Origin of the sequence: Larkinella punicea, assembly GCF_003334855.1 — a bacterium.
Taxonomy (GTDB): domain Bacteria; phylum Bacteroidota; class Bacteroidia; order Cytophagales; family Spirosomataceae; genus Larkinella; species Larkinella punicea.
Window position 1 is genome coordinate 43,040 of record NZ_QOWE01000006.1, and the last position, 14,591, is coordinate 57,630.

The following is a 14,591-nucleotide window of genomic DNA, read 5'->3' on the forward strand; positions in this document are numbered from 1 at the left end:
CGGAGAAGAAGGCTAATTGGTGACTGTAACCAGGCGCGAAACGGAAAGCTTATCGTCGCATTGGTTCGCAAGAACCATTGTAACGTTGTAGGTGCCGGGTTTGTCGTAAAAAACCGTGAACTGATTCCCGGAACGATTGCGCCCATCGCCCAAATCCCAGCCTACTGCTCCAATATCACCTTTCTTATTTTCCAGAAAAAAAGTAACTTCCAGTTTGGCGGCCGTAAAACCGATGGTTCCTTCGGGTTTTTCACAGATCGGAAAATTCTTCTGATCCAGGTCAAACGGTTCGCAGGCGGCACAGCACAGGCTGATCAGTACCAGCGCAATAAAGACTTTCATCATGGTCGTTCAAAAGGCTTGCGAAACTAATCAAATTAAGAGAAATGCCCTTCCAAAATAATGCCATTCCGATAAGCAAACAAACGTTTATCACATTGCCGGTATTTTTTTGTAAATTTATTCTGTATTGTTGCCGTCTTTCAGGGATAACCGCCTGTCTGGAAACCGCGTTTCGAGCGGGGCCGGAAGCCTGAAATATGCTGAATTCCAAACACCCACACATTGATAATGTCCTGGACTGCGAAAACAAAAAATGAGCTGGTCGCCGAGATTCGGCGGCTGAGTAAAGAAGTCGATATACGGAACTCCCTGGACGGAAGTTCGCAACTGTCGCACGCGTCGGTTTTCGACGTCAGCAAAACGGTTGATCAATTGAATCTCATCGGGTTAACGATCGAGAAAGACGGTACGGTGACATTTTGTAACCAGTATACCCTGCGGATTACGGCCTGGCAACCGACCGATGTCATCGGAAAAAACTTCTTCGAGATTTTTATTCCGGCGGGCGAGCGGGTGCAGATGCAGCGGGATTTCGACGATGCCATTGCACGCGGGGGGGTGGTGGAGCAGAAAGAAATCAACCTCCTGGCCAAGAGCGGTGCCGTGCGGAATGTTCAGTTGAATTCGTTCATTATCAATACAGTAGCTGACCATACCTCTGTGCCGTCCTATACCATTATTGGGGAAGACGTCACCAATAAAAAACGCGTCGCTTCCGCCCTGTCGTATTCAAACTCGCAGTTGCAGGATCTGGTTGACAACACCAGTGACCTGATTCAACTGGTGACGCTCGACGGCAAATTCATGTTTGTCAACCGGGCGTGGCGCGAGGTGCTGGAATACAGTTCCGACGAAATTGCTTCGCTGACGTTGCAGGATGTTTTGCATCCCGATTATGCCGAAAGTACGCTCATGCGGCTGCAACGCGTGCGGGATGGGGAGAAGTTTCCGTATTTCGAGACGGTTTTTCAGAGTAAAAAAGGCAAAACCGTCTTTGTGTCGGGCAGCGTCAACTGCCGCTACGATCAGGGAAAACCGACCGCGTACCGGTGCATTCTGCACAACATTACGAGCCGCATCCGCGCGGAAAAAGCCCAGAAACTCTACTACAGCATTGCCAACTGGACGCTCAACGCGCCGAATCTGGATGAGCTGTACCAGAATATTCACGATGAACTGAGCAACATCATTGATGCCCGGAATTTTTTTATTGCGCTGTATGACCAGAGCAAAAGCTTCCTGTATTTCCCGTATTACGTCGATGAATATTTTACGGGAATGCGGTTTACGAAACGGAGGCTGGGCAATGGTCTGACTGAATACGCCATCCGCGCCAACCGCCCGCTGTTTCTCTACGAGCAGGATATTCAGCAACTGGCAGACACGCAGAATCTCTACCTCTACGGGCAAATTCCGAAAGCAATGCTTTGCGTTCCGCTCCGGATTGGCGACCGGATTACGGGAATTATTGGCGTAAAAGCGTACGACAAAGCCGATACGTACAACATCCGTGACCTGGAATTGCTCGAATTTATTTCGGGACAGGTGGCACTGGCCATTGCCCGGAAGCAGGACGAAGCCGCCATCAACAAGCAAACCGCCCGACTCAATGCGATTTTCGACAGCAGTTCCCACCTGATCTGGTCGGTGAATAAAAGCTTCCAGTTGACTTCATTCAACCGGAATTACACGCGCCTGATCGAGAACCAGTTGGGCGAAATTCCACAGTTGAACGTGACGACCGAAAAGCTGGGCTGGCGGATCATCGGCGCCGAAAACCGGCGGTTGCTGGAAGAAAAATACCGGCTGGCGTTTCGGGGACTGCCCCAAACGGTCGAACTGCATTACCAGACCACCAAAAGTGAAGCCTGGCTGGAGGTACATCTGAATCCAATTCTGCTGTCGGGGGGCGTCATCGAGGAGGTGTCGGGAATTGCCCGCGACATCACCGCCCGGAAACGGACGGAACTGGAACTGCGCGGCAGCGAAGAAAAATTCCGGGGTATTTTCGTCAATCTCCAGGACATTTATTGCCGCGTCGACCGCGAAGGACTCGTGACGATGATCAGCCCGTCGGTCTTGAAACGAACCGGCTATACGCCGGAAGAAGTTCTGGGTCAGCCGATTACCAATTTTATCGATAAACAGGATATCCGCCGGGCGCTCGTCCGATTGATTCGCAACAAGAGCCTGCGAAATTTCGAAGCCACGCTGCACCGGAAGGATGGCACGATCCGGCAGATCATGCTCAACATGCTGACGCTGAACGATAAGAACGGTCGGGTGGACGAAGTGGCCGCCCTGGCCCGCGACATCACCGAACTGAAGCGCAACGCCCAGGAACTGATGAAGGCCAAAGACGAAGCCGAGCGGTCGCTGAAGGTGAAGGAGCGGTTTTTGGCCAACATGAGTCACGAAATCCGGACGCCGATGAACGGCGTAATCGGCATGATCGACCTGCTGAATGATACGCCCCTGGATCAGGATCAGAAGGATTATGTGCAGACCATCAAAAAATCGTCGGAAACGCTGCTGAACATTCTGAACGATATTCTGGATTTGTCGAAAATTGAAGCCGGGAAGATGGTTTTGCATGAAGCGCCGATTCTGTTCCGGGAGGTTTTTGATAAACTGGTGTCGCTTTTTGGGCAACAGGCCAGCGTGAAAGGGAATAAACTGAGCTACCATCTGGACGACAAACTGCCTCAGTTTGTGATTGCCGACCAAACGCGACTCTTGCAGATTTTGTCTAATCTGACCTCAAATGCCATCAAGTTCACGGAGAACGGCGCGGTGACGGTCGAGGCTTCGCTGGTCAGCAGGAAAGGCAAGTTCAACCGGATCAAGGTGGAGGTGAAGGATTCGGGCATCGGGATTGCAAAAGACGATCTGGGCCTTCTGTTCAATTCATTCAGCCAGGTCGAAATGTCGTCGCGCAAATCTTTTGGCGGAACGGGCCTCGGTCTGGCCATTTCGAAGGAATTGGCGGCCCTAATGAAAGGAACGATTGGTGTTGAATCGGTGACCGGGAAGGGGAGTAACTTCTGGTTTACCATTGAATTGAAAGAAACCCTGATCAGCCCGACGAATCAGAAGTCGGATCAGGCCGAAATTTCGTTGCAGAATGTGTTCATCGACCATCATCCCTATTTATTGCTGGTCGATGATAATGCCGTAAACCGCAAGGTGGCGACCGAAATTCTGAAAAAATCGGGCTGTCAGGTCGAAACCGCATCGAGTGGACAGGAAGCCATCGATAAAGTGACGGTGGCTATGGCCGAAAACGGCAAACCGTATGAGTTGATTTTCATGGATATTCAGATGCCGGATATGGACGGGGTGGAGACAACGGTGAAACTGCGCAGTCTGTTCGGCCCGCAGTTGCCGCCGGTGATTGCCATGACGGCTTATTCGATGCGCGAAGACCGGGACCGGTTTTTGAGCCAGGGCCTCGATGACTACATCGCCAAGCCGATTCGGGCCCAGAGCCTGATTTCCAAAGTGAAGGAAACCGTAGATGCCCGTAAGGATTTCAGGGAAGCGGCCCAGATGCGCTCCAAACAACTGGAAACCATCCGCGAACTGGAGATGCCGATGGTCGACACCGAAATTATTGGTCAACTGGAGCAGGTGGGTGGCTGGGATCTGGTGACGTCGATTTACGAAGATTTCGAAATCGAAGCCACCACCCTGGTGCAGGAATCGCTCGATGCCTTTGCCATTGGCGATATTCCGACCGTCAAAAGCCATCTGCATACGCTCAAAGGCAGTGCCGGAACGATTGGCGTGGCCCGTATTGCGCAGGTAGCCCGCGAAGCCGAAGGCAAATTAAAGTTGAGCGACAGCAGCACCCTGGCGGATGATTTGCACCTGCTCGATAAAGAATTCAAATTATTTTTAAGCGAATATAAAAATACACTGGAAAAGCTGGTCGCCGAAAAAGCCGGCTAAATGATAAACTTATGTCTTCTCGTCAACTCATTTCTTCCGGCACACCCTGGGAGCCGGTGGTCGGTTACAGCCGTGCCGTTCGCGTCGGCAATCTGATCGAAATTTCAGGTACCACCGCCATGAACGGCGACCAATTGATCGGTCGTGACAACATTTACGAACAAACCCGGTTTATACTGCAGAAAATCAGCCTGGTGCTGGCGGAGGCCGGTGCAACGCTAAACGACGTTGTGCGTACACGGATGTACGTTACCGACATTTCAAAGTGGGAAGATGTGGGAAGGGCTCATGGTGAGGTCTTTAAGGATATTCGGCCCGCAACTTCCATGGTTGAGGTTAGCGCTTTAATCGATCCTGATTTGTTGATCGAGATCGAGGTAACGGCTTTTTTAACCCCCGTAAAATGACTTGATTCCAAATTAAAAATCATTTTTCAGAACCCATTCCATCTTAGTTGTTAATGCTGTATTTTTGTTTCGGTTGCACATAATAATCTCTTAATCAGTGGGTTACCCACCAAAAGGTAAGTACTATTAACCAATGACACCCGAACTAAAACAAACAAGCGAACAAATTATCTCTACCGAACTGATTATCAAGAAAGCAGTTGAAGTTATTTGTGGAAAATGGCGGCTGATTATCATCCACCTGCTCCGCGAAAAAACCCTGCGATACGGAGAAATTAAGCGTGGGGTTCCCGGAATCAGTGAGAAAGTGCTGGTTCATGAATTAAAACAACTGGTCGAACTGGGAATGGTCGACAAGCAGTCATTTGGTGAAGTTCCGCCCCGGGTGGAATACAGTCTTAATGAAAAAGGGCGTACGGTTTTGCCCGTCATCGATCTCCTCCGCGAAGTAGGTCAGGCCTTTATTTGAACACTACCCCGGACGCAGAAACACCTGTTTTTGCGTCCGGAATGGCATATTTATCAGAAATGAGCCAGTTTATACCCCAGCGTTAGCGTAGCATATCCGATAAAACCGGTAATGCCGCTGTCGTTGAACACGCCCCCAACCGGCAATCCGTAGCGGACATCGACTTCAAGCCGTTTCAGGAGCGTGACGCCCGCGCCAAATTCAGCTCCAAAATTGAACGTTTTTACCTGTAGAATGCCAGCCTGATCCGCATTGGTCAGATCGACCTGATCGGATATTTCTGAAAGGGTAAAGCTTGGCAAACTGGCGCTGGCTTCAACCTGCCCCGATGCGGTTCGGGCCGCTTCGGCCTTGATGGTGAACAGAAACGTAGGGCCGCCATAGACGCGCCATTTTCCTTCATGCCCTCGTTTGCCAATAAATAGCGGGATATTCAACGAAGTCAGGGTGGGTTCAGTGGTGGTATTCAACCGGGCGTAAAGCGTTCCCGGCTGAATGTTGGGCAGGTTGACGCCAAACTCCTTTGCTGCGGCAACATCGATGCGTTCGATGGGGGCTTTCTGTTTCAGCACCAGCGAGGAATAACTGATTTCTGCCTGCAGGAAAAACCGGTCGTAGTGTTTGCGCACCCATAGGCTTCCGAAATATCCGATGCCAATGCCATTGTTGGAATTTCGGATCCGGGGAAGTTCCAGACCCGGCGACAGCGTCTGGGCCGGAATGACCGTATACCCATGTGTAAAAGTGCCTCCCCCCCTGATTCCCAACTCCATACCGCCCTGAGCTTGTGCTTTGATGACTACCAGAAAGACAAGACAAGCGACCCCAATTAATTTCATCCCGAATAAAGCCGTTACGGTTTTGGTGCTCCATTGCGCCACTCCTTGTCACAAGAACGGAAAACTCTGCCAAGTCGTAAATAGATTTTAAAATAATTTGTCGACAATTGATTACTAACTGATACATTTAGCGTCTAAAATAGGATCGCGAGGCTTGGCAGACAAACAGTTCCGCCCTGTTCGCAGTTGTTCTATTCAAACCCAATTCATTGTTAATCAAACACACAAAATCCATGGGACTGCTCAGTTTTTTCAAAGGTGTAGGGGAAAAAGTTTTCGGTAAAGAACACGAAGCACCGGCTGCCGAACCGGCCAAGGCTGCGGAAGTAGAGCCGCTCAAAGCGAGCGCGTTACTCAATCACGTCAAGCAACTCGGTTTGTCGTACAAGAAGTTGACGGTGAAAACCGCCGGCGACACGGTGGTGCTGGAAGGCGAAGTGGCTACCCAGGAAGACGCCGAAAAACTGGCGTTGGCGGTTGGGAACGTCGAAGGCGTTCATCAGGTCGATAACCGCCTGGTGGTGGAAGCCCCGGAGCCGGAAGGTCAGTACCACACGGTCGAATCGGGTGACACCCTGTCGGCGATTTCCAAGAAAGTCTATGGCGATGCCATGAAATACGGTATTATTTTCGAAGCCAACAAACCGATGCTGAAAAGCCCGGACCTGATTTATCCGGGTCAAGTGCTGCGGATTCCGCGGTTGTAGGGTTTCTGAATACACTAAAAAGCCGTTTGCAGACATCTGTAAACGGCTTTTTAGTGTAATTCAAAAATCCGGTCAGCTCACTCCGCCTTGAAATGCGGATTTTCAATAATTCCGAACACGTTGCCAAACGGGTCCTTCACACTGGCGACTTTAATGTCGCCACCCACTTCTTCAATACCGGAATGGACACTGGCACCGTGGCTGATCAGGTGTTCCCAGGCCTTTTCGATGTCCGGAACGCCCCAGTATGTAATCGTACTGCCATCGGCGGGTTTGGCCGCCGGATCGAGCCCGAGTTCATAGCCGCCCACGGAAAAACCAATGTAAAAGGGTTCGTCAAAATACGGATCAATGCCCAGGATGGTTGAGTACCAGTTTTTCGCGTTGAGTAAATCAGGTGCCGCGTAAATTATAGTCCGTAGGCCCAGAAAAGCGGATGCCATATAAAACAGATCAGTTGCCCAACTGGCAGGAGCCGGATGGAAATGAAATGGAAAAATAAGAAAAAAGATCAAATACCGTCCATAGAATTTCTTTTCCGGTTTATACCCATTCCGGGAAATGGACAATTCCGTCAGGTTCGGGAGCAGGGAACCAACTTCCGAACCTCGCCCGGCAAGGTATTTGCAGGATACTTAGTGTACTGGTTTAACTGACTTTACCAATCAATTGTTGGGATTCGACCAATATCCTTCATTGATTTTTGGTGGAATCTTGCCAATTTTACAAATAACTATCGAGATAAAAGATTGCTTTACTAAACAAACGTACCATCGCTACAAAAAACTGACCTGACCCGTTCGTATGTCCAAGAAGAATCAATCCTCGTCGAGTCAAAAACCCCTCATTCGGCCAACATCCAATGGGGGAACCAAGCCCACACCCCGCCCGGTATCGGCGGCTTCGCGCCCCGCAGCTTCCCCGACTAAACAGGCGTCTCCAACCGTCCCGGAACCATTGACACCCCGGCCCATTCAATGGCCCTGGGCTTTGCTGGTGGCCGTCGCCGGATTTGCCCTCTATGCCAACACGTTCAACCACGGACTGGCGCTGGACGACATTGCGGCCATTACGCAGAACCTGTTCGTTCAGAAAGGCATCGAAGGCATTCCGGATCTGCTCAAGACCGAGTTCTGGCACTTCAGCAACATTTCACTCGGCTATTACCGACCGCTGGCACTCATCACCTTTGCGCTGGAAAAGGAATATTTTAACGGTGATCCGCACATCAGCCACATGATCAACGCGGGAATCTATGCCCTGACCGGTTTGTTTCTGGTGATTCTGTTGCAGAAATGGTTGCCGGGCCGCACCGTCCTGACTACCCTGATTGCACTGCTCTTTATGGCACATCCGCTTCATACCGAGGTGGTTGCCAACATCAAAAGCCGGGATGAAATGCTGAGTTTTCTGTTCATCACGCTGGTCATGCTGACCTACTGGAAATACCTGGAAACCCAGCAAAAGGGCTGGGTTGTCTTTTCGGCCTTCTGGATGTACCTGACGTATCTCTCGAAAGAATCGTCGCTGGTGGGATTGGGGCTGATCGTAATTATGCAGTATACATTCGCCAAACGGAATTTTTTCCAGTCAATCATCAGCATCTGGCCGTATCTGGTGGTGACGGCCCTGTTTTTCTGGCAGAAAAAGGAAATGATCGGAACCCTGAGCGGGAATCCGCCGGTCGACTGGGCCAACTATCCGTATGCGCTCGAAAACACGAAATTTTTGACCACCTTCAAATTCTTCGCGCAGTACGCCCGTCTGCTCATTTTTCCGCTTCATTTGTCCTACGATTATTCCTACAACGTCATTCCTTCCGGCAAACTGAGCGATTGGGAAACCCTGCTGGGGCTGTTTTCCTTTGGAGGACTGGTTTGGCTGGCCTGGAAAGGCTTCTGGCAACGATCACTCTGGGGCTTTGGCCTGACGTGGATGTTCATCACCATGACTCCCGGTTTGGGCTTTGTGCTGTTCCGGGGGGGGATTCTGGCCGAACGGTTTCTGTATTCCCCGATTCTGGGCTTCGTCATTGCTGCCATTGCCGGGCTGGATCTGTTGCTGGCCAAACGGCTGAACCTGTCCGACAGTGCGCCCATGCTCAAACGATACGGTGTTTTGATCGGCCTGTGTGTGGTGGTTGGCGGGTTGTTCAGCTTCCGGACGGTGGTTCGGAATGAAGACTGGAAGGATAACTTTACGCTCTTCAACAGCGGGCTGGAGTATGCTTCCAACAGTTGTCAGGTCAACCGGCACGTAGCCAATGAGTGGATCAACAAGTGCGCGGAGGAAAAAGACCCGAAGCAAAAGCGGTTTTACTTCAACAAAGCCATTTATCACCTACAGCGGTCGACGGAGATTTACCCCGGTTTCGGGGAAGCTTTTTTCTCGATTGCCTATTCGTACCAGAAGCTGATTCCAAACCGGGACTCGGCGGTGTATTTCTACAAACAGGCGATTCGGGCGTCCTCCAATTACGCACCGGCCTACAATAACCTCGGCGTGATTTACCAGAACGAACGTCGCTATCACCTCGCTTCGTACTTCTACAACATGTCGATGATGGTAAACCCGGCCTATCAGGATGGTCGGAATAACTGGGAAGGTCTGAAAAAACAGCTTGGACTGGATGTGAAGATCTTACCGGATAGTCTGAAAAACGAAGCTGTGTTACCCGGCGCTCCCGCGCCAACGGCAGTTCCGGCCCTGCGGTTTCCGGTGAGGTAAAAAGTTTAAGGTTTGAAGTTTAAGGTTTAACGGAAATGAGCAACGTTAAACCTTAAACTTCAAACCTTAAACCTATTTAGCGTATGCCACCGACCGCATTTCACGGATAACCGTGATTTTGATCTGACCGGGATACTGCATTTCCTTCTCAATTTTCTGCGAAATATCGAACGAGAGGGTGTTGGCTTTTTCGTCCGTAACATTCTCCGCATCCACCATCACCCGCAGCTCGCGACCCGCCTGAATGGCGTAGCACTTGATGACGCCCTGGAAGTTCATCGCCAGTTCTTCGAGTTCTTTCAGTCGTCGGATATACGACTCCATCATCTCCCGACGTGCGCCCGGGCGAGACCCCGAAACGGCATCACACACCTGCACAATGGGCGAAATCAGGGTGGTCATCTCGATTTCGTCGTGGTGAGCCCCAATCGCGTTACAAACTTCCGGGTGTTCCTTGTATTTCTTGGCCAGTTCCATTCCCAAAACCGCGTGCGGCAGTTCAGCTTCTTCGGGCCATACTTTCCCAATGTCGTGCAACAACCCGGCGCGTTTGGCTAATTTGGCGTTTAAGCCCAGTTCGGCCGCCATGGTGGCGCAGAGTTTGGCCACCTCGCGGGAGTGTTGCAACAGGTTCTGACCGTAGCTGGAGCGGAAACGCATCCGGCCGATCATCTTGATCAGTTCGGGGTGCAAACCGTGAATTCCGAGGTCGATCACCGTCCGTTCGCCAATTTCGACAATCTCATCTTCGATGTTCTTGCGGGTTTTGGCCACGATTTCCTCAATCCGGGCGGGGTGAATCCGGCCATCCTGAACGAGCCGATGGAGTGATAAGCGGGCAATTTCGCGTCGGACAGGGTCGAAACCGGAAATGATGATGGCTTCCGGCGTGTCGTCGACGATGATTTCAACGCCCGTAGCCGCTTCCAGCGCCCGGATGTTTCGCCCTTCGCGACCAATCACTTTCCCTTTGATGTCGTCGCTTTCGATGTTGAACACCGACACGCAGTTTTCGATGGCGTGTTCCGTGGCCGTCCGCTGAATGGTTTCGATCACCACCTTTTTGGCTTCTTTCGTTGCCGTCAGTTTGGCTTCTTCCACCACACTTTTGATGTAGGACGATGCGCGCGAATCGGCTTCGGCTTTCAGGGCATCCACAAGTTGTTCGCGGGCCTGTTCGGCGGTAAGGTTGGCAATTTTCTCCAGGGCTTCGACCTGTTGCAGGCGCATGCGCTCGGCCTCTTCCCGGCGTTTGCCGATGGCTTCCTGTTGCTGGGCCAGTTGTTGCTTCTGCTGGTCGAGTTCGGCTTCCTTGCGTTTGCTCTGGTCGGCTTGTTGCTGAAGCTGTTGCTCGCGTTGTTTGAGCTTGTTTTCGTTGGTAATCAGAATGTTCTTCTTCCGGTTGGTGTCTTCTTCAAACTCCGCTTTTAATTTGAGGTACTTTTCCCGTGCTTCGAGAATGCGATCTTTCTTGATATTCTCAGCCGTCAATTCGGCGTTTTTGATGATCTCTGCCGATCGGGTTTCGGCATCCTTCTCACGCTGGGCAAACAGGCGGCCTAGAAGCCTTCTGCCAATGTAGACGCCCACTGCAATCGAGATTATATCCGACAGGAGCATCACCCAGAAATCAATTTTATTCATGTCCGTAGACGTTTGTGTGAAAAATATAGTTTTCACAGACAACTACAGTGCCGAAGAAATGAAGCAAGCCGACTGTTCAGGCAGTCAGCGTCGGGAGTACGGGAAGAAGGCGGTTTTCGCGTTTGGTTTTCTACTCACTAGTTAAGTAGTTAACGTCGAGTCAATTAACTCGTCTAAACGGGTTATCCGTTGCGTTATCTTTTCTTGCAGCGCCAGTTTTTCACTGCGAGCGTTTAGCCATCGTACGGTATTCATGACGGCAATTACCGCCAGAATATCCATGTCATCGCGCTTTTTTTTCTTATTCTTCTCCCCTAAAAAGCGTTCATTGACGAGACGTCCGGCTTCCCGGGCGGTTTCTTCGTCTTCTGGAAGAACGCTAAGCGGGTAGTTCCGGCCTGCAATTCGGATATTTATTGACAATAACTCTTCCATCCGTACAGCTTGTCCATCCGGTGCCAGAAACGCATCAGACGTTTCTAACCTTCCGGCAAGTGATTTATGACAAGTCACTCAAATAGGCAATACAACGATCCAATTCTTCGATGTAAACCGTGAGCTGTTGCTTCAATTCGGCAGTAGTCTCTGCGTCATTGTGTTTGTTATTTACAATCTTAGGAATATTTGTTGGTTTAGAAAACTCTTTTGATGAATTATTCACCATTTTTTCCAATTGCCTCAGTTGATTTTGATGTTTTGTTACCTCATTGGTCAATTTGGCCTTTTCACGCTCCAGGGCGCTGTTCTCCTGCTCCAGTTCGCTAATCCGTTGCCGCCCCGCTTTGACCAGTTCGACCAGGCGATTCGCCTTGTCCTCGAAGGAGTCCAGTTGCGATAAAACCGACGACGTATTGCTCATGGTTGCGTTGAAATTTCCGGGCTAAGGTACCAGTTGGAACGGATTCTTTTCTGAATCAGAAAGGAATCACCCATCAAATCTTATTTTCTGATCACGGCCCCCAGTTCCCGCTCAAAAGCCGACATCAGCCGGTTCATCGTTTTGTCGATAACCGCATCGTTCAGCGTCTGCCCGGCATCCTGCAGGATGAAACTGACCGAATACGATTTTTTGCCGCGCTCCAGATTTTCGCCCTCATACACATCGAATACGTTCAGGTCCCGAAGCAGCTTCCGCTCGGTTTGGTAGGCCAGTCGGCTGATTTGTGCGTAGGTGACGCCGGTATCCAGCACCAGCGACAAATCGCGCCGAACTTCCGGAAACCGCGACACTTCTTCGAAAACCACTTTGGCGTTATACAACTTCAACAGGTATTGCCAGTCGAAATCTGCGTAAAAAACCGGGGTGTTCTTCAGTTCAACCCGTCTTGTTAAACCGGCCTTTACCAGACCCAACGAAACCAGCGGTTTTTTGTTAACCAGCAAAGTCAAGCCATACTGGAAGATAGCCGGGTCAGCGGGTTGGTTATCAGTCGTTTTAACCCGAAACGAAGTTAAGACTTTTTGTACAACACCCGCAAGGTCGTGATAGTTTAAGGCCGTTTCGCCGGAACGCTGGTTTCCGGTGAGCCAGCTTTCCGGTTGCAGACGACCGGCCATCCAGATTCCCAGCCGGGGTCGTTCGAAAAACCGCTCGCCGTCGCGGCTGTAGGTCTTGCCAAACTCGAAAATTTTCAGGTCTTTCTGCCGCCGGTTGATGTTGTATACCAACGTTTCCAGACCGGAAAACAGCAGCGTCTGCCGCATCACCGAGAGTTCTTCACTCAACGGGTTCAACAACTGTACATCCGCGTTCGGCAAACTCGCCCGAATGGCTTCGTGGTAGGCCGGGCGGGTCAGCGAGTTGCTCAGGGTTTCGTAAAAACCGTTGGCCGCCAGAAGCTGGCTGGCGCGTTCCTGCAATTGGTCAGGATCGGTTTCGGGAAACTCCGAAAGGAAATCTGAGGAAAGATGGTCCGAAAGCGGAACATTGCCGAGACCGTAAATCCGCAGAATTTCCTCGATCACATCCACCTCCCGTTCCACATCGACGCGGTAGGGCGGCACCAGCGCCGTGAAGCCCAGGTCGGTTTGGTCACTGATTTGAATATCCAGACTTTCCAGAATCCGGAGGATTTCGGCCCGGTCGATTGGAATGCCGATGAGCCGGTCAACATTCTTGTACCGAATCGCAACCGTGCGGTCCGAAACCGGGGTAGGATAGAGGTCGATGATTTCCGAACTGACGGTTCCGCCGGCCACTTCCTGAATGAGCAGAGCGGCCCGTTTGAGCGCAAAAACCGGCATGTTCGGGTCGGTGCCGCGTTCAAAGCGGAACGACGCATCGGTTTTCAGGCCGTGGTACTGCGAGGTTTTCCGAATCCAGGCCGGACTGAAATAGGCCGATTCCAGAAAAATCCGGGTCGTCTGCGCTTTCACGCCCGATTGCTGACCGCCAAAAACACCCGCAATGCACATCGGTTCGCTGGCGTTGCAGATCATCAGGTCGTTGGCCGACAACTTCCGTTCAATTCCGTCGAGGGTCACAAACGGCGTGCCTTCGGCCACGGTTTTAACAATCACTTGATTGCCTGTAATTCGATCAGCGTCAAAGGCGTGCAGTGGCTGACCGAGTTCATGGCAGACGTAATTCGTTACATCGACAATGTTGTTGATCGGGTTCAGGCCGATGGCCCGCAACCGCTGTTTCAGCCAGTCGGGCGACTCACCAACGGTCAACCCGTCGATGGTCAATCCGGCGTAGCGGGGAGCGCCTTCCGGGCTTTCGACCGAAACGGAAATCGGCAGATTCTGATTGTCAATTTTGAACGCATCGACCGACGGCCACTGAACCGGTCGTTTCAACACGGCTTTCAGGTCGCGGGCCACGCCAAGGTGGGAGGCCGCGTCGGCGCGGTTAGGCGTCAGTCCAATTTCAATCTGGTAGTCGGCTTCCAGGCCAAAATAACGGACAGCGGGCGTTCCGTTTGGCAGGTCCGTATCCAGCACCATCACCCCGGCGTGCGAGATACCCAGCCCGATTTCATCTTCTGCGCAAATCATGCCTTCGGAAGCGGCACCCCGAATCTTCGCTTTTTTGATCGTAAACGGCTCTCCGCTGACCGGGTACAGGGTGGCTCCCACGAGTGCCACGACCACTTTCTGCCCGGCCCGCACGTTGGGCGCCCCGCAGACGATGTGCAATGGCGCTCCCTGACCGGCATCAACCATCGTCAGGCTCAGTTTATCGGCTTCGGGGTGTTTTTCGCAGGTTAGCACTTCACCGATCACGACCCCTTCCAAACCGCCCGGAACAGACTCTATTTTCTCGATACTTTCAACTTCTAAGCCCGTATCAGTCAGGATTTTACCAACGTTTTCCGGGCTTTCACTCAGGCTAATCAGTTGATTGAGCCATTTATAGGAAATCTTCATACAGTAACTAAAAATGAATGACAAAGATAACGAGTCTTGAACCTTGATGAAGCTGATTGGCCTGATTTTAATGATGGATGATGAATGATGAACGATGAATGGATGGTTGTAAAGCATTCATCGTTCATCATTC

12 protein-coding genes are annotated in these 14,591 nt (G+C 51.3%); 5 read left to right on the top strand and 7 right to left on the bottom strand.

Going from position 1 to position 14,591, the window contains the following annotated elements:
* Window positions 1-12: 12 nt before the first annotated feature.
* Window positions 13-345, bottom strand: coding sequence for a PKD domain-containing protein (locus tag DUE52_RS08505; RefSeq protein WP_114405572.1), 333 nt, complete (start codon window positions 343-345; stop codon window positions 13-15).
* Window positions 346-570: 225 nt separating this feature from the next.
* Between DUE52_RS08505 and DUE52_RS08510 the strand changes: the two genes are divergently transcribed.
* The 3 genes from DUE52_RS08510 (at window position 571) to DUE52_RS08520 (ending at window position 5,169) form a co-directional block, all read left to right on the top strand.
* Complete coding sequence (locus DUE52_RS08510; protein ID WP_114405573.1) at window positions 571-4,293, top strand: PAS domain S-box protein; 3,723 nt, start codon at window positions 571-573, stop codon at window positions 4,291-4,293.
* 11 nt (window positions 4,294-4,304) lie between these two features.
* The gene (locus tag DUE52_RS08515; protein ID WP_114405574.1) at window positions 4,305-4,700 is read left to right on the top strand and encodes a RidA family protein; all 396 of its coding nucleotides are present in this window, start codon (window positions 4,305-4,307) and stop codon (window positions 4,698-4,700) included.
* Between the two features lie 133 nt (window positions 4,701-4,833).
* Window positions 4,834-5,169: a winged helix-turn-helix transcriptional regulator gene (locus DUE52_RS08520; protein WP_114405575.1), complete on the top strand. Its 336-nt coding sequence runs from the start codon at window positions 4,834-4,836 to the stop codon at window positions 5,167-5,169.
* A gap of 53 nt (window positions 5,170-5,222) precedes the next feature.
* On the opposite strand, the gene DUE52_RS08525 is transcribed toward DUE52_RS08520, so the two are convergent.
* Window positions 5,223-6,050: an outer membrane beta-barrel protein gene (locus DUE52_RS08525; RefSeq protein ID WP_133299794.1), complete on the bottom strand. Its 828-nt coding sequence runs from the start codon at window positions 6,048-6,050 to the stop codon at window positions 5,223-5,225.
* 191 nt (window positions 6,051-6,241) lie between these two features.
* On the opposite strand from DUE52_RS08525, the gene lysM reads away from it, so the two are divergent.
* Window positions 6,242-6,715 carry a peptidoglycan-binding protein LysM gene (gene lysM / locus DUE52_RS08530; protein ID WP_114405577.1) on the top strand — a complete coding sequence of 158 codons (474 nt, stop codon included), beginning with the start codon at window positions 6,242-6,244 and terminating at the stop codon, window positions 6,713-6,715.
* A 77-nt stretch (window positions 6,716-6,792) separates the two neighbouring features.
* Here lysM and DUE52_RS08535 read toward each other — a convergent pair whose 3' ends face one another.
* The gene (locus DUE52_RS08535; protein WP_114405763.1) at window positions 6,793-7,158 is read right to left on the bottom strand and encodes a VOC family protein; all 366 of its coding nucleotides are present in this window, start codon (window positions 7,156-7,158) and stop codon (window positions 6,793-6,795) included.
* A 361-nt stretch (window positions 7,159-7,519) separates the two neighbouring features.
* On the opposite strand from DUE52_RS08535, the gene DUE52_RS08540 reads away from it, so the two are divergent.
* Window positions 7,520-9,442, top strand: a complete 1,923-nt coding sequence (locus DUE52_RS08540) for a tetratricopeptide repeat protein (protein ID WP_229312110.1) — start codon at window positions 7,520-7,522, stop codon at window positions 9,440-9,442.
* Between the two features lie 72 nt (window positions 9,443-9,514).
* Here DUE52_RS08540 and rny read toward each other — a convergent pair whose 3' ends face one another.
* From rny to pheT, 4 genes are all read right to left on the bottom strand, one after another.
* Window positions 9,515-11,086, bottom strand: coding sequence for a ribonuclease Y (gene rny / locus DUE52_RS08545; protein WP_114405578.1), 1,572 nt, complete (start codon window positions 11,084-11,086; stop codon window positions 9,515-9,517).
* Between the two features lie 141 nt (window positions 11,087-11,227).
* Entirely contained in the window at window positions 11,228-11,521 is a 294-nt protein-coding gene (locus DUE52_RS08550) for a cell division protein ZapA (protein ID WP_114405579.1), read from the bottom strand.
* Between the two features lie 64 nt (window positions 11,522-11,585).
* Entirely contained in the window at window positions 11,586-11,945 is a 360-nt protein-coding gene (locus DUE52_RS08555; protein WP_114405580.1) for a hypothetical protein, read from the bottom strand.
* 80 nt (window positions 11,946-12,025) lie between these two features.
* Complete coding sequence (pheT, locus tag DUE52_RS08560) at window positions 12,026-14,458, bottom strand: phenylalanine--tRNA ligase subunit beta (protein WP_114405581.1); 2,433 nt, start codon at window positions 14,456-14,458, stop codon at window positions 12,026-12,028.
* Window positions 14,459-14,591 lie beyond the last annotated feature (133 nt).